This window comes from Pseudomonas nitroreducens NBRC 12694 (genome assembly GCF_002091755.1).
Taxonomy (GTDB): Bacteria; Pseudomonadota; Gammaproteobacteria; order Pseudomonadales; family Pseudomonadaceae; genus Pseudomonas; species Pseudomonas nitroreducens.
The window spans coordinates 760,421-777,600 of sequence record NZ_BDAI01000001.1; the positions used below are offsets into that span (position 1 = coordinate 760,421).

18 protein-coding genes are annotated in these 17,180 nt (G+C 65.2%); 3 read left to right on the forward strand and 15 right to left on the reverse strand.

Annotated features, from left to right (window positions below; all coding sequences use genetic code 11):
* Positions 1-55: 55 nt before the first annotated feature.
* Both ccmB and ccmA read right to left on the reverse strand, forming a co-directional pair.
* Positions 56-727 carry a heme exporter protein CcmB gene (gene ccmB / locus PNI01S_RS03565; protein WP_037007440.1) on the reverse strand — a complete coding sequence of 224 codons (672 nt, stop codon included), beginning with the start codon at positions 725-727 and terminating at the stop codon, positions 56-58.
* Complete coding sequence (ccmA, locus tag PNI01S_RS03570; RefSeq protein ID WP_065086075.1) at positions 724-1,377, reverse strand: cytochrome c biogenesis heme-transporting ATPase CcmA; 654 nt, start codon at positions 1,375-1,377, stop codon at positions 724-726. The genes ccmB and ccmA overlap by 4 nt, the downstream gene beginning before the upstream one ends.
* 260 nt (positions 1,378-1,637) lie before the next feature.
* Between ccmA and fliK the strand changes: the two genes are divergently transcribed.
* Entirely contained in the window at positions 1,638-3,248 is a 1,611-nt protein-coding gene (gene fliK / locus PNI01S_RS03575; protein ID WP_084357435.1) for a flagellar hook-length control protein FliK, read from the forward strand.
* Positions 3,245-3,586 carry an EscU/YscU/HrcU family type III secretion system export apparatus switch protein gene (locus PNI01S_RS03580; RefSeq protein WP_065086077.1) on the forward strand — a complete coding sequence of 114 codons (342 nt, stop codon included), beginning with the start codon at positions 3,245-3,247 and terminating at the stop codon, positions 3,584-3,586. The genes fliK and PNI01S_RS03580 overlap by 4 nt, the downstream gene beginning before the upstream one ends.
* 6 nt (positions 3,587-3,592) lie before the next feature.
* Here the strand turns inward: PNI01S_RS03580 and PNI01S_RS03585 are convergent, their stop codons facing one another.
* A complete protein-coding gene (locus PNI01S_RS03585; RefSeq protein WP_024765938.1) occupies positions 3,593-4,090 on the reverse strand; it encodes a hypothetical protein in 498 nt (165 codons plus the stop codon).
* Between the two features lie 441 nt (positions 4,091-4,531).
* Between PNI01S_RS03585 and PNI01S_RS03590 the strand changes: the two genes are divergently transcribed.
* On the forward strand, positions 4,532-5,932 hold the full coding sequence (locus PNI01S_RS03590; protein WP_065086120.1) for an amino acid permease: 1,401 nt from the start codon (positions 4,532-4,534) through the stop codon (positions 5,930-5,932).
* Positions 5,933-5,998: 66 nt separating this feature from the next.
* On the opposite strand, the gene PNI01S_RS03595 is transcribed toward PNI01S_RS03590, so the two are convergent.
* The 12 genes from PNI01S_RS03595 to fleN all read right to left on the reverse strand — a co-directional run bounded on the left by PNI01S_RS03595 (position 5,999) and on the right by fleN (position 17,024).
* Positions 5,999-6,406: a DUF2802 domain-containing protein gene (locus PNI01S_RS03595; protein ID WP_084357436.1), complete on the reverse strand. Its 408-nt coding sequence runs from the start codon at positions 6,404-6,406 to the stop codon at positions 5,999-6,001.
* 1 nt (position 6,407) lies between these two features.
* A complete protein-coding gene (locus tag PNI01S_RS03600; protein ID WP_015476565.1) occupies positions 6,408-6,887 on the reverse strand; it encodes a chemotaxis protein CheW in 480 nt (159 codons plus the stop codon).
* A 72-nt stretch (positions 6,888-6,959) separates the two neighbouring features.
* Positions 6,960-7,904: a CheW domain-containing protein gene (locus PNI01S_RS03605; RefSeq protein ID WP_024765936.1), complete on the reverse strand. Its 945-nt coding sequence runs from the start codon at positions 7,902-7,904 to the stop codon at positions 6,960-6,962.
* Between the two features lie 97 nt (positions 7,905-8,001).
* Positions 8,002-8,790: a ParA family protein gene (locus tag PNI01S_RS03610; RefSeq protein ID WP_084357437.1), complete on the reverse strand. Its 789-nt coding sequence runs from the start codon at positions 8,788-8,790 to the stop codon at positions 8,002-8,004.
* A 52-nt stretch (positions 8,791-8,842) separates the two neighbouring features.
* Positions 8,843-9,727, reverse strand: coding sequence for a flagellar motor protein MotD (motD, locus tag PNI01S_RS03615; RefSeq protein ID WP_024765934.1), 885 nt, complete (start codon positions 9,725-9,727; stop codon positions 8,843-8,845).
* A 177-nt stretch (positions 9,728-9,904) separates the two neighbouring features.
* Positions 9,905-10,645, reverse strand: a complete 741-nt coding sequence (locus PNI01S_RS03620; RefSeq protein WP_024765933.1) for a flagellar motor protein — start codon at positions 10,643-10,645, stop codon at positions 9,905-9,907.
* Positions 10,645-11,763, reverse strand: a complete 1,119-nt coding sequence (locus PNI01S_RS03625; protein ID WP_024765932.1) for a protein-glutamate methylesterase/protein-glutamine glutaminase — start codon at positions 11,761-11,763, stop codon at positions 10,645-10,647. Before PNI01S_RS03625 ends, PNI01S_RS03620 begins: the two co-directional genes overlap by 1 nt.
* 62 nt (positions 11,764-11,825) lie before the next feature.
* Positions 11,826-14,045 carry a chemotaxis protein CheA gene (locus PNI01S_RS03630; protein WP_038803629.1) on the reverse strand — a complete coding sequence of 740 codons (2,220 nt, stop codon included), beginning with the start codon at positions 14,043-14,045 and terminating at the stop codon, positions 11,826-11,828.
* A 31-nt stretch (positions 14,046-14,076) separates the two neighbouring features.
* Complete coding sequence (locus PNI01S_RS03635) at positions 14,077-14,859, reverse strand: protein phosphatase CheZ (protein ID WP_024764972.1); 783 nt, start codon at positions 14,857-14,859, stop codon at positions 14,077-14,079.
* Between the two features lie 19 nt (positions 14,860-14,878).
* Entirely contained in the window at positions 14,879-15,253 is a 375-nt protein-coding gene (locus PNI01S_RS03640; RefSeq protein ID WP_085988857.1) for a chemotaxis response regulator CheY, read from the reverse strand.
* A 197-nt stretch (positions 15,254-15,450) separates the two neighbouring features.
* Entirely contained in the window at positions 15,451-16,200 is a 750-nt protein-coding gene (gene fliA, locus PNI01S_RS03645) for an RNA polymerase sigma factor FliA (RefSeq protein WP_024764971.1), read from the reverse strand.
* The gene (fleN, locus tag PNI01S_RS03650) at positions 16,197-17,024 is read right to left on the reverse strand and encodes a flagellar synthesis regulator FleN (protein WP_017520297.1); all 828 of its coding nucleotides are present in this window, start codon (positions 17,022-17,024) and stop codon (positions 16,197-16,199) included. The genes fliA and fleN overlap by 4 nt, the downstream gene beginning before the upstream one ends.
* Between the last annotated feature and the right edge of the window lie 156 nt (positions 17,025-17,180).

Sequence of the window (17,180 nt, forward strand, 5' to 3'; positions counted from 1 at the left end):
ATTTCAAAGCTCTAGTCTGCCGCCGGTGCCGCTTCCCAGCCCGGCGATCGTTCGTTCACTCGCCGACGCTGATCTTCAGCCCGGCGGCGATGGCAAAGGGCGTCAGCGTCAATGCTAACGCCGTCAGGCTGGCCAGCCACAACAGGTGCCCGGCGGTGGGCAGCCCCTGCAGCGACGCCTGAAGCGCTCCGCTGCCCAGGATCAGCACCGGAATGTAGAGCGGCAGAATCAGCAAGGCCAGCAGCAGGCCGCCACGCTTGAGCCCGACGGTGAGTGCAGCGCCAACGGCGCCCAGCAGGCTCAGCACCGGCGTACCCAGCAGCAGCGACAGCAGCAGGTCCGCCAGGCAGCGCGCCGGCAGGCCCAGCATCAGGGCGAACAGCGGCGACAACAGCACCAGGGCCAGCCCTGAAACCAGCCAGTGTGCCAGCACTTTGGCCAGGACCAGTAGTGGCAGGGGGTGCGGCGAAAGGACCCACTGCTCCAGGGAACCATCCTCGAAATCGCTGCGGAACAGGCCGTCCAGCGACAGCAGCACCGCCAGCAATGCCGCGACCCAGACGAGGCCGGGCGAAAGGTTCTTGAGCATTTCCGATTCGGGGCCGACCGCCAGCGGGAACAGCGCGATGACGATGGCGAAGAACACCAAAGGATTAGCCAGCTCCGCCGGACGGCGGAACAGCAGGCGCGCTTCGCGGGCGAGCAGCAGGGTGAAGACGTTGCTCATCGCGCCGCCTCCCGTGCGTGCTGACCCAGGTCGAGGGCGCGATAGCCTGAAGGCATACGCTCCAGGGTGTGGTGGGTGGTCAGCACCACCAGGCCACCGCGCTCGCAATGGCCGGCGAGGTGTTCTTCGAGCTGCGCCACGCCCTGTTTGTCCAGGGCCGTGAAGGGTTCGTCGAGGATCCACAGCGGCGGCGCGTCGAGGTAAAGACGCGCCAGGGCCACGCGGCGCTGCTGGCCGGCGGACAGGGTATGGCAGGGAACGTCCTCGAAACCGCGCAGGCCGACGGCCTCCAGCGCTTGCCAGATGGCATCGCGGTTGGCCGGCTGGTGCAGCGCACAGAGCCAGGCGAGATTCTCTTCGGCGGTGAGCAGGCCCTTGATGCCGGCGGCGTGGCCGATCCACAACAGCAGCCGGGCCAGCTCGTGGCGTTGCTCGGCGAGCGGCTTGCCGTTGAGCAGCACCTCACCGGCGGTGGGCTGCATCAGCCCGCTGAGCAGGCGTAGCAGGCTGGTCTTGCCGCTGCCGTTGGGGCCGACGATCTGTAGCATCTCGCCCGCGCCCAGTCGCAAATCGAGACGCTCGAACAGCATGCGCCAGTCCCGCTCGCAGGCGAGCGCCACGGTTTCGAGGAGGGGATGGTTCAAGGGCATCGGCAACCGTCGGGCAGAAAACAGTCAGTGGTGCAAAAAAGCGGCCATACCGTCCGGACCGCCAAGCGCAGCCTCGGGCGGCGCATTATACACAGCCGTTCCTAAGCCCGACGTCAGGTTTTTCGACAGGGTGTAACGTCAAATCAGCGCACCCTGCCAGCCTCAAGCGCCCTGCCCCGCGGCCGCCGGACGGTCTAAAGTCCCTGCAATCGCCGCCGATACACTGGGCGTAATCCCGTCACGCCGCCTACAGGTCCCCGATGCCAAGCGAAATTGGCGCTTCCCGTCCGCTACCGCCTACGCCGTCGCTGCGCAGCACGCAGAACGCCGCCGAGCTGACGCTCAAGCTCGCGCAAAGCCTGGGCGATCTGCTGCCGCCGGGGGAAAAGGCCCATGCGGAAGTGCTGGCGGTACGTGACGGGCAGGTGAGTTTCCAGTTGCTGCTGCGCCTGACCATGGCCAGCGGCCAGCAGGCGCTGGTGGTGGCGGAAAGCTCCCAAGCGCTGCCCAAGGGCAGCACCCTTCAGCTGTCGACTCTGAACCAGACCAGCCTCGCCGCCACCCTGCTGACCCAACCAAGCCTGGGCTCGCTGGGCCTGGGCGGCGCCAGCCAGACACCGCTGGGAAGCCTCGACCTCGACGTATTGCCGGTCGGCACGCTGATCCAGGGCAAGGTCGATGCCAGCCAGTTGGTCGCCCTCGGCAAGGCCGAACAGGTGGTTTACAAGGTCCTGGTGACGCTGCTCAACACTCCGCTGGCCGGGCGCCAGCTGAGCATCGAATCGCCCAACCCGCTACCGCTCAACAGCCTGCTCAGCGCCCGTGTGCAGGACCAGCAGGCCTTGCAGTTCCTGCCGATGAATGCCCGCCTGGAACAGCTCAACCTGAGCCTGCAACTCAGCGCCCAGCAGAGCCGCCAGGGCCCGCTGGACGGACTGCTCAAGGCGCTGCAGGGCGCTGGCAGCAACCCGGACATCAGCCCAGAACTGCGCCAGTCAGTGGATAAGTTACTGGGGGCGCTGCCGGACGTGCGCCAGCTCAGTGACGCCAAGGGCGTGGCCCAGGCCTTCCAGCAGAGCGGCGCGTTCCTCGAAGGGCAGATGCTGCGCGGTGTCGAAAGCCTTCCCCTGGACCTCAAGGCCAACCTGCTACGGCTGATCGCCCAGTTGCTGCCTGCCGTGCAAGGCGGCACGGCGGCGGCCGTGCTGAACAATCTGCCGGGCAACGCCATGGCCGGTGCCAGCAATCTGGCGCAGGCCATGCCGGCCTTCGTGCGCAACGCCCTGGGTGTCATCGGCCAGACCAGCGGGCGCACGCCGTCAGCGATCAGCTTTCCGCTCCCCAGCCGGCTTGCCAGTGAACTGGAGCAGGAGGGTGATCTCGAATCGCTGCTCAAGCTCGCCGCGGCCGCGGTTTCGCGCCTGCAGACACACCAGTTGGGCAGCCTGGCGCAAAGCGACGTTCTCCCCGACGGTACGGTGGTGAATACCTGGCAGCTGGAAATCCCCCTGCGCCATCAACATCAGATGGTGCCGATCCAGGTGCGTATCCAGCAGGAAGAAAAGGACAGCCCGGCCAGCGAGCGCGAGCAGCAGACCCGCGACATGCTCTGGCGCGTCGACCTGGCATTCGACCTGGACAGCCTCGGCCCGCTGCAGGTCCAGGCCACCCTGGCCCACGGCAGCATCGGCACCCAGCTGTGGGCCGAGCGCGACACCACCGCCAACCTCATCGATGGCGAACTGGGCACCCTGCGCCAACGCCTGAGCGACGCCGGCCTGACCGTGGGCGAGCTGAGCTGCCGCCAGGGCAAGCCGCCCCAGGGGGCGCGGACGGCCGTGGAACAGCGCTGGGTGGATGAGACCGCATGAAGAAGGCCAGGAAAGCCCCACACCAGGTGATCGCGCTCAACTATGACGGGCAGAGCGCGCCGACCCTCACTGCCAAGGGTGACGACGAACTGGCGGAAACCATCCTCGCCATCGCCCGCCACCATGAGGTGCCGATCTACGAGAATGGTGAACTGGTGCGCCTGCTGGCGCGCCTGGAGCTGGGCGACGCGATTCCCGAGGCGCTCTACCGCACCATCGCCGAAATCATCGCCTTCGCCTGGTATCTCAAGGGCAAGAGCCCGCTGAACGACACGCCAGGGGCGCCGCCGGACGCGATGCCCCTGTTGCTGGAAGGACCGGACTTCCGGCGCCAGTGACCAGCCTCAGCTGCGACACTCGCAGCCGAGCTGGGCCGGCGGATGATCGCCTGCCGGGGCGAAATCGCAGAACTCGCGAACCGATTGACGGATTGGCTGCCGGTCCTCGCTGTGATAGAGCACCATGCCGCTGGTCACTTCGCGCAACTGCGCCAGCGACAGCGGCTTGTCCAGCACATCCAGCAGCGGTACGCGGTTGGCCCAGGCCCATTGCATCAGCCCGCGCTTTTCCTCGGCACTGTAGTGCCCGACCAGCAGGAACTGGCGGAAGGTATTGCTCTGACTCAGCGCCTTGAGGCTCAGCAGCTCGCCGGGCCCCGGGCGGAAGTCGTCATGGATGAACAGGCTGTAGCGTTGCCGGGTGGCGAGCGCCTTGCGTACTTCATCCAGGTTCAGGCACAGGCTCAGGTGATAGAACTCCAGACGATTGAGCAGCACGCTGTAGTTCAGCAGCCGACCGGGATGCGAGCACAGCACCATGGCACGTCGGGAAATGGTCGCCATATCGATGGCCTCGGGAGAAGTTTTGACGAGGCCAATTTAGCGACGATTTGACGCCTTTCTTATCAGATAAATCCGAATCACCCGTCAGCTTAATCCCACAAAATCCTGATCAGATGGATGGTAGTCCGCCGCTATCGCCCAACATCGGCACGGAACTGCCCCCCAGCTTTCGCCATCCATGCAGTCCGGATCGGAATATGGAACCTGTTCAACTTTGAGAGCCAGCCCGGCGACAGGTGGGCAAAAGCACATGAAGTCGCCGTCCTCTTCGGCTACACACAACCGTCAAGCTGTGCAGTGACCGGAACCGAACCGGCAGTCACCAGTGTCAATTGGACGACGGGGCGCCGGAAGGACGAGTTCTCGGTGATTCGATTGGCAAGCACCTCCATCCGTTCATGCCGTCCACCGTGCGGCAAGGGAAGTCTGATTTTGAGCAAGATGAATGATCTGGCCAGCGAGGCCCCCAGCACCGAACTCAAAGGCGGCCTGAAGTCCCGCCATCTGACCATGATGTCCATCGCAGGAGTGATCGGCGCGGCGCTTTTCGTCGGCTCCGGTAAGACCATCGCCATGGCGGGGCCGGCTGCGGTACTAGCCTACCTGGGCGGCGGCATTCTGGTGGTGCTGGTCATGCGGATGCTCGGCGAAATGGCCGTCTCGCAGCCCGATACCGGATCGTTCTCCACCTACGCCGACCGCGCCATCGGACGCTGGGCCGGTTTCACAATCGGCTGGCTGTACTGGTACTTCTGGGCTCTCCTGATGGGCTGGGAGGCCTTCGTCGCCGGCACCATCCTCAACAGCTGGTTCCCGATGATTCCGGGCTGGAGCTTCGCCCTGATCGTCACGCTGGCGTTGATGCTGGTGAACTTCATGAACGTGCGCAACTACGGCGAATTCGAGTTCTGGTTCGCCCTGATCAAGGTCGTTGCCATTGTCCTATTCATCTGCATCGGCGGCTTGGCGATCGCCCACCTGTGGCCATGGGGGAACACCAGCGGATGGTCGAACCTGACCGCCGTCGGTGGCTTCATGCCCAATGGCGGGCAGGCCGTGGTGGTAGCCCTGCTAGGCGTGATGTTCGCATTCCTCGGCGCCGAGATCGTCACCGTAGCCGCAGCCGAGTCGGCCAATCCCGGCAAGGAAATCATCAAGACGACTAGATCGGTGGTCTGGCGCATCTGCCTGTTCTACATCGGCTCGATCTTCATCGTGGTGGCCCTTGTGCCCTGGAACAACCCGCACCTTGGCGATCCGACCTGGGGTTCGTATCGCGTCACCCTGGATATGCTGGGTATTCCCCACACCGGTCTGATCGTCAATTTCATCGTCCTGACCTCGGTGTGCAGCTGCTTCAACTCGGCGCTCTACACGGCCTCGCGCATGCTCTACTCGCTGTCGCGACGCGGCGATGCCCATCGCATCATGCAGATCACCGGGCGCAGCACCGGCACCCCCTACGTGGGCGTGATGATCTCCAGCATCTTCGCCCTGGTGGCGATATTCCTGTCGGCCATGCACTGGATGGACGTGTATGACGTGCTGATGCAGGCCACCGGCACCATCGCCCTGTTGGTCTACCTCGTCATTGCGTTCTCCCAGTTGCGCATGCGCCGAAAGCTGGAAGCCGAGGGCCGGGACATCCAGCTCAAGGTCTGGCTGTTCCCGTGGCTGACCTATGCAGTGATCGTGTTCATCATCGGCGCCTTCATCATCATGGTCTGGGAAGGAACCTACTTCTACGAAGTCGTCTACACCCTGCTGCTGGCAACAGTCATCGTCGTCATGGGCATCGTCGCGCAGACGTTCAACATCGGCACGAACAGTCGCAAGCACTGAGTACGGCGACAATCACCACGCCCCACTTCCGGGGCCTGATTCATTTTCGGGCTAGATGCCCGGCACTCAGTCGCGCACCTTGCCCTGATGCAGGCGGGCGACCAGCTCGGCCTCGGCCTGGGACAGGCCGCAGCTCTGGGTCAGGTCTTCGGGGCTGGCGCCCATGCCGACCAGGCGCGCGGCCTGGCTGAAGGACAGGCTGGTGGGGTCGCGCTGCTCGATGCGCACCAGGCGCTCCGGCAGCGGCGCGACCTGTTTGGTCAGCTCGCGCAGCTCTTCGCCCATGCGGATATTGATCTGCTGGTACGACTCGATGCGCTTGCCCTGCTCTTTCAGGCGCTGCTCGAACACTGCCAGCTGCTTGGCCAGTTCGGCGGCCTGCGCCTGCTGGTCGCGCTGCCGGCCGGACAGCCAGACGCAGGCCAGCGCCAAACCGGCGCAGACGATACTGAGTACCACCAGGGCGATCAGCACCTCAGATGCTCTCCAGCTCCGACCACTCTTCCTCGGTCATCATCTTGTCCAGCTCGACCAGGATCAGCAGCTCGCCGTTCTTGTTGCAGACGCCCTGGATGAACTTGGCCGATTCCTCGTTACCGACGTTCGGCGCGGTCTCGATCTCGGACTGGCGCAGATAGACAACCTCGGCAACGCTGTCGACCAGGATGCCCACGACCTGCTTGTCGGCCTCGATGATGACGATGCGGGTATTGTCCGAGACCGGCGCCGGGTCCAGGCCGAAACGCTGGCGGGTGTCGATCACGGTGACCACGTTGCCGCGCAGGTTGATGATGCCCAGCACGTAGCTCGGGGCACCGGGGACCGGCGCGATCTCGGTGTAGCGCAGCACTTCCTGGACCTGCATCACGTTGATGCCGTAGGTCTCGTTGTCCAGGCGGAAGGTGACCCACTGCAGAATCGGATCTTCGGCACCTTGCGCTGACGTTTTCTTCATATCCCCTCGCCTCTTCTGGTACCGCGCCGCCTGCGGCGCGATGGTTGTCTTTCAATAAGGTAGCGCCCGGCCTCAGGGCTTCAGGTGCTTCGCCGCGCCGCTGGCGATCAGTTCGGCCAGGGCCGAGACATCCAGCAGCGCGCACATCTGGTCGATCACCGTGCCGGCCAGCCACGGGCGCTGCTGGCGCTGGCTGCGCCACTTCACCTCGGACGGGTCGAGGCGAACCGAGCGGCTGACCTGGTGCACGGCCAGCCCCCACTCGTAGCCCTGCACGGAAATCACGTACTGCAGCCCCTCGCGGTAGTCGTCGCGGTAGCGCTCGGGCATCACCCAGCGCGCGGTGTCGAGCACCTTGAGGTTGCCGTTCTGCCCCGGCAGGATGCCAAGGAACCAGTCCGGCTGGCCGAACAGCGGGGTCAGGTCGTGCCCCGCCAGCGGATAGATCGAGCCCAGGCAGACCAGCGGCACTGCCAGGGTCAGGCCGGCGACGTCGAACAGCAGGCACTCGAACGGCTCGGCAGCCCATACCGGACGACCATCGTCGAGCAGCTTCAGCGGCGCGGCGGGCATCTCGGCGCTGCCGGGCTGGTGCAGGTCGATGACCTGGCCGATCTGCGCCGGCGGCTCGTCGGCGATCGGCGCCTCGATGACCGGGGCGACCGGTTCGGGCAGCAGGGCTTCGATGACCTTGGGTTCAGCAACTGACGCGCGGGCGACGCCGCTCAGGCGCGCATCACGAACCTGCTCTTCGAGCACGGCCGCTTCGAATTCGTCGAGGCTGACGCTGGTTTCCGGCGCCTGCATCACCGCTGCCTGAGGTTCGGCGGTGAGTGGCTCCACCGGCTCGCTGACCACCAATGCCACCGCGGCGACCGGAACCGGTGCAACGGGTGCGGCAACGGGCTGCGCCAGCGGCTCCACGGCGAAGTCTTCGAAAGTGGCCTCCTGCAGCAGCGCATCCAGGTAGGACTGCAGCGCGAGCTGGGGGCGAGTGGCGGTAGCGGAACGACTCATGATGGATAACCGCGCAAGGTAACTGTCCAGCCTATCGGCAGCGGATGCGCAGGACTTGAACACATCCGTCGGATTCTTCTGTGGGTGCCAGCCATGCTCAGGCTACCTGGCTCGCCGGCACATGGGCCAGCAGATGCTTGAGCAACGCACGGTAGGCGATCACGCCCCGGCTGTTGCTGTCGTTGCGCGACGGCACCATGCCCAGGCGGCTGGCGTCGCGCAGCTTGGTGTCCACCGGGATGAAGGCTTGCCACAGCGTGTCCGGGTAGGTATCGCGCAATACCCGCAGGGTGCCCAGGGACGCCTGGGTACGGCGGTCGAACAGGGTCGGCACGATGGTGAACGGCAGCGCCTGCTTGCGCGAGCGGTTGACCATCTTCAGGGTGTTGACCATGCGCTCCAGGCCCTTGAGGGCGAGGAACTCGGTCTGCACCGGGATCACCAGGTGCTGGCTGGCCGCCATGGCGTTGACCATCAGCACACCCAGCAGCGGCGGGCTGTCGATGATCGCGTAGTCGAATTCGTTCCACAGTTGCGCCAGGCTCTTGGCGATCACCAGGCCCAGGCCGTTCTGCCCCGGCGATTGGCGCTCCAGGGTGGCCAGCGCGGTGCTCGATGGCAGCAGGCGGATGTTCTCGTGGCTGGAGGGCAGCAGCAGTGACTCGGGCAGTCCCTCGGGCACGTTGCCCTGGTGCAGGAACAGGTCGAAAACGCTGTGCTCCAGGCTGTCCGGGTCATGGCCGAAATAGCTGGTCATCGAGCCGTGGGGGTCCAGGTCGACGATCAGCACGCGCTTGCCGGCATCCGCCAGCAGGCCCGCCAAGGCGATGGAGGAAGTGGTCTTGCCGACGCCACCTTTCTGGTTGGCTACCGCCCAGACTTTCATAGTGCGCGCTCCCCGGTGGCACAGCATCGGCTCAGGATCGTAGTCATGGTTCTCATTGCCCTGTGGCCGATGACGAAGAATTGACGGCACCACTGGCGGGCGCCTCACTGGCAAGCACTGGTGCAGGTTGCGTGCCAGCATGCCGCAAGGCCGGATCGGGCTGTGCCTTGCCGCTACCGACACCGCTGATGCTGCGGCGCACCTCCAGGTTGCGGGAGATCACCAGCACCACCCGGCGGTTGCGTGCGCGACCATCCGCCGTGGCATTGTCCGCCACTGGCTGGAATTCGCCATAGCCCACCGCTGCCAGCCGACCGGCGTCGAGGCCGTCCTGGGCGAGCATGCGGACGATGCTGGCGGCACGGGCCGCGGACAACTCCCAGTTGGTCGGGTACTGCGAATTATGGATCGGCACGTTGTCGGTGAAGCCTTCGACATGCACCGGGTTGCGGTAAGGCGCCAGAATCCTGGCGACCTTCTCGATGATGGCGAAGGCAGCGTCATTGGGGATCGCGTCGCCGCTGGGGAACAGCAGGCTGGAATTGAGGGTGATCTCGATCCAGAACTCGTTGCCGCGCACCGACAGCTGTTCGCTGGAGATCAGGTCGCCGAACGCCTGGCGCACGCTGTCGCTGATCTGCTGCAGGGTATCGGGGCTGCCCTGGGCCTGTCCTTCGTCCTGCGGTTCGGTGATCGACTGGTCCGGCTGCTGGGTGCGCGGGCGCTCCTCGCCGACGGGAATCGGGCGGATCGAACGGTCCGGCTGGTTGAACACGCCGGTCAGGGTTTCCGAGAGGATCTTGTACTTGCCCTCGTTGATCGAGGAGATCGAGTACATCACCACGAAGAAGGCGAACAGCAGGGTGATGAAGTCCGCGTAGGACACCAGCCAGCGTTCGTGATTCTCGTGTTCCTCGTGGCGTCTGCGGCGAGGCATGTCAGTGGCCTGCGCGATCGATTGACGAGATCAGCGTTGGATGCCTGGGGCTTCCAGACAGGGCGGCGAGACGAGCCATAGTTACTCTATGGCGAGGAGCGCCAACGCAGTATGGGAGACTCTGGCGCCGAAGATGGCTTGGCGAATCGGTCAAGCAGGCCACTTTGTCCCTCCCCCTCAGCCGACGAAGCCTTGCAGCTTCAGCTCGATGGAGCGCGGGTTCTCGCCTTCGGCGATGGACAGCAGGCCCTCCATCAACATTTCGCGGTAACACGACTGACGCAGCACGATGCTCTTGAGCTTGTTGCCGATGGGCAGCAGCAGGAGGTTGGCCAGGCCGACGCCATAGATGGTGGCGACGAAGGCCACGGCAATGCCGTTGCCCAACTGGCTGGGGTCGGCGAGGTTGCCCATCACGTGGATCAGGCCCATCACCGCGCCGATGATGCCGATGGTCGGCGAATAGCCGCCCATGGCTTCAAATACTTTGGCCGCCGCGAGGTCGCGGCTTTCCTGGTTGTACAGGTCGACTTCGAGGATGCTGCGGATGGCCTCGGGCTCGGTGCCGTCCACCAGCAGTTGCAGGCCCTTGCGCGCATAGGGGTCACGCTCGGCGTCGGCGACGGTTTCCAGGCCCAGCAGGCCTTCCTTGCGCGCCGTCATGCTCCAGCCGACCACCTGGTTGATGCCGCCGACCAGGTCCACCTTGGGCGGCAGGACCATCCAGCGCAGCATGGTCAGCGCCCGCTTGAGCACTGCCACCGGGGTCTGCAGCAGCGCGGCGGCCAGGGTGCCGCCGACCACGATCAGCGCCGCCGGGCCGTTGGCCAGGGCACCGACGTGCCCGCCCTCGAGGAAGTTGCCACCGATGATGGCAACCAGCGCGAGGATCAGGCCGACCAGGCTGAGGACATCCATCAGCCGCAGGCCTCGGTCAGGTGGCGACCGATGTCGTCCAGGCTGTACACCGCATCGGCCAGGCCGGCCTTGGCGATCGCCATGGGCATGCCGTAGATCACGCAGCTGGCCTCATCCTGCGCCCAGACCTGGGCGCCGCCCTGCTTGAGCATGCGCGCACCTTCGCGGCCGTCGGCGCCCATGCCGGTGAGAACCACCGCCAACACCTTGTCGCCATAGGCCTTGGACGCGGAACCGAAGGTCACGTCGACACAGGGCTTGTAGTTCAGGCGCTCGTCGCCGGGGAGAATGCGGATAGCGCCGCGAGCGTCGACCATCATCTGCTTGCCGCCGGGAGCCAGCAACGCCACGCCGGGACGCAGTATGTCGCCATCCTCGGCTTCCTTGACGGTGATCTTGCACAGCTTGTCCAGGCGCTCGGCGAAGGCCTTGGTGAAGGCCGCCGGCATGTGCTGGATCAGCACCAGCGGCGCGGGGAAGTTGGCAGGCAGCTGGGTCAGGACCCGCTGCAGCGCCACCGGCCCACCGGTGGACGTACCGATGGCTACCAGCCGGTAGGGCTTACGCTTTGGGGCGACGGAAGTCGTCGGCGCCGGAGTCGCTGGCGCATGGCTGCTGCCCGAGGAAGCGGGAGCGACATGGCGGGCGGCGCTGCTGGCCGCCGGTGCGGCTGAAGTCGGCGTGCTGGAGGAATAGGACGAGTACGCGGCAAAGCGGCGATTGCTCTTGGCGATGGTGTGGACCTTCTCGCACAGCAACTGGCGGACCTTGTCCGGGTTGCGCGAGATGTCCTCGAAGTTCTTCGGCAGGTAATCGACGGCGCCGGCGTCCAGCGCGTCCAGGGTCACCCGCGCGCCCTCGTGGGTCAGCGAGGAGAACATCAGGACCGGCGTCGGGCAGCGCTGCATGATGGTCCGTACGGCGGTGATGCCATCCATCAGCGGCATCTCGTAGTCCATGGTGATCACGTCGGGCTTGAGCGCCAGCGCCTGATCGATCGCCTCGCGGCCGTTGGTCGCCGTGCCGACCACCTGGATCTGCGGATCAGCCGAAAGAATCTCCGAGACGCGGCGGCGGAAGAACCCCGAATCGTCCACCACCAGGACTTTGACAGCCATAGACACTCCTGAAAAAAACTTCTTCCATCACGGGCGCGGGCCTCGCGGCTCGCGCACGGCGGTCAGATACGACGGGCGTAGCGCTTGAGCATGCTCGGCACGTCGAGGATCAGCGCGATGCGCCCGTCCCCGGTGATGGTCGCTCCGGCCATGCCCGGCGTGCCTTGCAGCATCTTGCCCAGCGGCTTGATCACCACCTCCTCCTGACCCACCAGTTGGTCGACCACGAAGCCGATGCGCTGGGTGCCCACGGAGAGGATCACCACGTGGCCCTCGCCCGGCTCGTCATGCTGCGCGCCCGGCACCAGCCAGCGCTTGAGGTAGAACAACGGCAGGGCCTTGTCGCGGACGATCACCACTTCCTGGCCGTCGACCACGTTGGTGTTCGACAGGTCGAGGTGGAAGATCTCGTTGACGTTGACCAGCGGGAAGGCGAAGGCCTGGTTGCCCAGCATCACCATCAGGGTCGGCATGATCGCCAGGGTCAGCGGGACCTTGATGACGATCTTCGAGCCCTGGCCCTTGGTCGAGTAGATGTTGATGATCCCGTTGAGCTGGGAAATCTTGGTCTTCACCACGTCCATGCCGACACCGCGGCCGGAGACGTCGGAAATCTCGGTCTTGGTCGAGAAGCCCGGCGCGAAGATCAGGTTGTAGCAGTCGGACTCGGACAGGCGATCGGCCGCGTCCTTGTCCAGCAGGCCCTTCTCCACCGCCTTGGCGCGCAGCACGTCCGGGTCCATGCCTTTGCCGTCGTCGGAGATCGACAGCAGGATGTGGTCGCCTTCCTGCTCGGCGGACAGCACCACCTTGCCCGAGCGCGACTTGCCGGCGGCTTCGCGCTCGTCCGGGCCTTCGATGCCGTGGTCGACCGCGTTGCGCACCAGGTGCACCAGCGGGTCGGCCAGGGCTTCGACCAGGTTCTTGTCCAGGTCGGTTTCTTCGCCGATCAGCTCGAGGTTGATCTCTTTCTTCAGGTTGCGCGCCAGGTCGCGGACCTGCCGCGGGAAGCGGCCGAAGACCTTTTTGATCGGCTGCATGCGGGTCTTCATGACCGACGACTGCAGGTCGGCGGTGACCACGTCGAGGTTGGAGACGGCCTTGGCCATCGCCTCGTCGCCGCTGTTCAGGCCCAGGCGCACCAGGCGGTTACGCACCAGCACCAGTTCGCCGACCATGTTCATGATCTCGTCCAGGCGGGCGGTGTCCACGCGCACGGTGGTTTCCGCTTCGTTGGCCGGCTTCTCTGCGGCGGCGGCCGTGCTGGGCTTGGCCGCGGCAGGCTTGGCGGCAGCAGCCGGTGCGGGCGCGGCGGCGGGCTTGGGCGCCGGCGCAGCAGGCTGGGCAGCCGGCTTGGCGGCCGCAACCGGCTCTTCCTTCGCGCCGGTGAACTGGCCCTTGCCGTGCAGCTCGTCGAGCAGCTTCTCGAATTCGTCGTCGGTGATGTTGTCGTCGCCGGAGGCCGCCGGAGCTTCCTCGGCCCTGGCCGCGGCAGCAGCCTCGACGGGAGCGGCGGCTTCTTCCTTCGCGCCGGTGAACTGGCCTTTGCCGTGCAACTGGTCGAGCAGCGCTTCGAACTCATCGTCGCTGATCTCGTCACCGCCACTGGCGGCCGGAGCCTCGGCCAGCGGAGCCGGGGCGGACTTGGCGGCTTCCTTGGCGCCGGCACTGAACTGGCCCTTGCCGTGCAACTGGTCGAGGAGTGCTTCGAATTCGTCGTCGGTGATGTCGTCGCCACCCGCGCCAACCGGTGCGGCAGGCGCATCAGCGGTGGGCTCGAGGGCATCCATCAGTTGCTCGAACTCGGCGTCGGTGATGTCGCCGTAAGCGGCTGGAGCTTCTTCCGCCACTGGCTCGGCCACGGCCGGAGCAGGAGCTTCGGCCGGGGCGGCGTTCGGATCGGCCAGGCGCGACAGGGCAGCGAGCAGCTCGGGCGTCGCCGGAGTCGGCTCCTGCGCGTCACGCACCTGCTGGAACATGACGTTGACGGTATCCAGCGCCTGCAGCATCACGTCCATCAGCTCGGCATCCACGCGGCGTTCGCCCTTGCGCAGCATGTCGAACACGTTTTCGGCGATGTGGCAGCACTCCACCAGCGCGTTCAGCTGGAGGAAGCCGGCACCACCCTTGACGGTGTGGAACCCACGGAAGATGGCATTGAGCAGGTCCATGTCTTCCGGGCGGCTTTCCAGCTCGACCAGTTGCTCGGACAGTAGCTCGAGAATCTCGCCGGCCTCCACCAGGAAGTCCTGGAGGATTTCGTCATCGGCGTCGAAGCTCATTCGGTGCTCCCTCTACAGCGTCAGGCGACGCTTAAAAACCAAGGCTGGACAACAGGTCGTCGACATCGTCCTGACCGGACACGACGTCCTTTCTTGTATCGGCAGCAATCTGCGGACCTTCACCCTTGGACGATCTTTCTTTTTCCACCGCGTCGCGCATGCCGTCGTGGTCATGCTCGATACCGGCGTAGCGATCGACCTGACCCGCCATCCAGACCAGCTTGACCAGGTTCGACTCGACCTCGGTCACCAGCTTGGTGACGCGCTTGATCACCTGCCCGGTGAGGTCCTGGAAGTCCTGCGCCAGCAGGATGTCGTTCAGGTGGGCGGAGAGCTTGCGGCTGTCCTGGGCGCTGATGTAGAGGAACTGCTCGACGCGCTTGGCCAGGTCGCGGAAGGCGTCGGCGCCCAGCTCGCGGCGCATGAAGCGCGACCAGTCTTCCTGCAGCTCCTTGGCCTGGGTCTCGATGTGCATGACCACCGGAGTGCACTCCTCCACCAGGTCCATGGTGCGATTGGCCGCTTTCTCGGTCATCGTCACCACGTAGGACAGGCGGTCGGTCGCGTCGGCGATCTGCGACATCTCCTCGGCGTGCCGGGAGTTGGGATCGATCTGGAAGTTGACGATGGCGTTGTGCAGCTCGCGGGTGAGCTTGCCGACCTCCTGGTAGAGGCCTCGGTCGCGCGCCTGGTTAAGCTCGGAGATCAGTTGCACGGCGGTCTGAACGTCGCCGCGTTCGAGGCAGTCGACCAATTCGCGCGCGTGTTTTTTCAGGGTCGACTCGAAGTCACCCGCGGATTCGTTGAAATCCATGACGCCCTCTATGCCGGCCTTAGCTGCCGACCCGCTCGAAAATCTTCTCGATCTTTTCTTTCAGCACCTGAGCGGTGAAAGGCTTGACCACATAGCCGTTGACCCCGGCCTGGGCCGCTTCGATGATCTGGTCGCGCTTGGCTTCGGCGGTGACCATCAGCACCGGCAGGTGCTTGAGGCGCTCGTCGGCGCGGACCGCACGAAGCAGGTCGATGCCGGTCATGCCGGGCATGTTCCAGTCGGTCACGAGGAAATCGAAGTTGCCGCTGTGCAGCATCGGCAGCGCAGTGGTGCCGTCGTCGGCTTCTGCGGTGTTGGTGAACCCCAGGTCTCGCAGGAGGTTCTTGATGATGCGCCTCATCGTGGAAAAGTCGTCCACGATGAGAATTTTCATGTTCTTGTCCAAACCTGCCTCCATCGATACCAAACGCGCCCTGGCGGGCGTGCCGTCAATTCATTGAGCGCCGTGCGCTCTTTGGGGTGGATGCGTCAAAGGAACGTCACCCAAAAATTCGTAAGCCTATAACTTGCCTAAGGAAATTCCTTTCAGGCTTTCCGCTCAGAACAAGCAGCCGCGAAACTACCCGATGCTCAGCGCGCGCGCCACTCCGCCAGTCGCGAGCGCAGGCGCGCGGCGCACTGGCTGTGCAACTGGCTGACACGGGACTCGCTGACGCCCAGTACTTCGCCGATCTCCTTGAGGTTGAGTTCCTCGTCGTAGTACAGCGCCAGCACCAGCCGCTCGCGCTCGGGCAGCTTGGTGATGGCGTCGGCCAGCGCCGCCTGGAAGCGTTCGTCTTCCAGGCCGTGGGACGGCTCGTTGTCGTGGTGGGATGCGTCTTCGGCAAGGCCACCGCCCTGTTCACCGTCCTGCAACATGTCATCGAAGCTGTACAGCCGGCTGCCCTGGGTGTCGCTGAGGATGCCGTAATAATCTTCGAGGCTCATATTGAGTTCGGCAGCAACCTCCTGATCTTTAGCGTCGCGTCCGGTGCGCGCCTCGACGGCGCGGATGGCGTCGCTGACCATACGGGTGTTGCGGTGCACCGAACGGGGCGCCCAATCGCCCTTGCGCACCTCGTCGAGCATGGCGCCACGGATACGGATGCCGGCGTAGGTCTCGAAGCTCGCGCCCTTGCCCGCGTCGTACTTCTTCGCTGCCTCCAGCAGGCCGATCATCCCTGCCTGCATCAGGTCTTCCACCTGCACGCTGGCCGGCAGGCGGCCCAGCAGGTGGTAGGCGATGCGCTTCACCAGTGGTGCGTGTTTCTGGATCAGCAGTTCCTGGGAGTTGTGCGCCTGTGCCTTGCTGTACATACGCGCTCCGGAGGCCGCGGTCATACGGCCGAACCCGTGGGATGTTGCACCAGGCGCTCGACGAAGAACTCCAGGTGCCCTCGTGGGTTGGCCGGCAGCGGCCAGCTGTCGACCTTCTGCGCCACCGCCCGGAAGGCCAGGGAAGCCTTGCTGCGCGGGAACGCCTCATACACCGAACGCTGCTTCTGCACCGCCTTGCGCACCGACTCGTCGTAGGGAATGGCGCCGACGTACTGCAGCGCCACGTCGAGGAAACGGTCGGTGACCTTGGTCAGCTTGGCGAACAGGTTGCGGCCCTCCTGGGGGCTGTGCGCCATGTTCGCCAGCACGCGGAAACGGGTCATGCCGTAGTCGCGGTTGAGCAGCTTGATCAAAGCATAGGCATCGGTGATGGACGTGGGTTCATCGCAGACGACCAGCAGTACTTCCTGGGCCGCGCGAACGAAGCTCACCACCGAGTCGCCGATGCCGGCGGCGGTGTCCACCACCAGCACGTCGATGTTGTCGCTGATGTCGCTGAAAGCCTGGATCAGACCGGCATGCTGCATCGGCGTGAGGTGCACCATGCTCTGGGTGCCCGAGGCCGCCGGGACGATGCGGATGCCGCCGGGCCCCTGGAGGATCACGTCGCGCAGGTCGCATTCGCCTTCGATCACGTCGGCCAGCGTGCGCTTGGGCGACAGGCCCAGCAGCACGTCGACGTTGGCCAGGCCAAGGTCGGCGTCCAGCAGCATGACGCGGCGACCAAGATCGGCCAGCGCCAGCGACAGATTCACCGACACGTTGGTCTTGCCCACGCCACCCTTGCCACCGGTGACTGCGATTACCTGAACGGGATGCATGCCCATATCAATACCTTGTCTCGTCGTTCGACCGTCACGCTTCTGGCGTTCCGGCTAATCCGGCTGCGGTGCTCCACCGCTTCCGGTGCTCGCGGATCATCTTGCAGAGCATCCGCATCGCTTGGGCGGCCCAACCGGCCGCCCCACGCCCCACCCGGGGCT

Coding starts and splice junctions, on each gene's coding strand:
- PNI01S_RS03640 (WP_085988857.1), bottom strand. CDS start 15,253: ATGAAAATTCTCATCGTGGACGACTTTTCCACGATGAGGCGCATCATC.
- PNI01S_RS03620 (WP_024765933.1), bottom strand. CDS start 10,645: ATGGATGTCCTCAGCCTGGTCGGCCTGATCCTCGCGCTGGTTGCCATC.
- fleN (WP_017520297.1), bottom strand. CDS start 17,024: ATGGGCATGCATCCCGTTCAGGTAATCGCAGTCACCGGTGGCAAGGGT.
- ccmB (WP_037007440.1), bottom strand. CDS start 727: ATGAGCAACGTCTTCACCCTGCTGCTCGCCCGCGAAGCGCGCCTGCTG.
- PNI01S_RS03600 (WP_015476565.1), bottom strand. CDS start 6,887: ATGAAGAAAACGTCAGCGCAAGGTGCCGAAGATCCGATTCTGCAGTGG.
- PNI01S_RS03605 (WP_024765936.1), bottom strand. CDS start 7,904: ATGAGTCGTTCCGCTACCGCCACTCGCCCCCAGCTCGCGCTGCAGTCC.
- PNI01S_RS03585 (WP_024765938.1), bottom strand. CDS start 4,090: ATGGCGACCATTTCCCGACGTGCCATGGTGCTGTGCTCGCATCCCGGT.
- motD (WP_024765934.1), bottom strand. CDS start 9,727: ATGCCTCGCCGCAGACGCCACGAGGAACACGAGAATCACGAACGCTGG.
- PNI01S_RS03635 (WP_024764972.1), bottom strand. CDS start 14,859: ATGGATTTCAACGAATCCGCGGGTGACTTCGAGTCGACCCTGAAAAAA.
- fliA (WP_024764971.1), bottom strand. CDS start 16,200: ATGACCGCGGCCTCCGGAGCGCGTATGTACAGCAAGGCACAGGCGCAC.
- PNI01S_RS03610 (WP_084357437.1), bottom strand. CDS start 8,790: ATGAAAGTCTGGGCGGTAGCCAACCAGAAAGGTGGCGTCGGCAAGACC.
- fliK (WP_084357435.1), top strand. CDS start 1,638: ATGCCAAGCGAAATTGGCGCTTCCCGTCCGCTACCGCCTACGCCGTCG.
- PNI01S_RS03590 (WP_065086120.1), top strand. CDS start 4,532: ATGAATGATCTGGCCAGCGAGGCCCCCAGCACCGAACTCAAAGGCGGC.
- ccmA (WP_065086075.1), bottom strand. CDS start 1,377: ATGCCCTTGAACCATCCCCTCCTCGAAACCGTGGCGCTCGCCTGCGAG.
- PNI01S_RS03625 (WP_024765932.1), bottom strand. CDS start 11,763: ATGGCTGTCAAAGTCCTGGTGGTGGACGATTCGGGGTTCTTCCGCCGC.
- PNI01S_RS03630 (WP_038803629.1), bottom strand. CDS start 14,045: ATGAGCTTCGACGCCGATGACGAAATCCTCCAGGACTTCCTGGTGGAG.
- PNI01S_RS03580 (WP_065086077.1), top strand. CDS start 3,245: ATGAAGAAGGCCAGGAAAGCCCCACACCAGGTGATCGCGCTCAACTAT.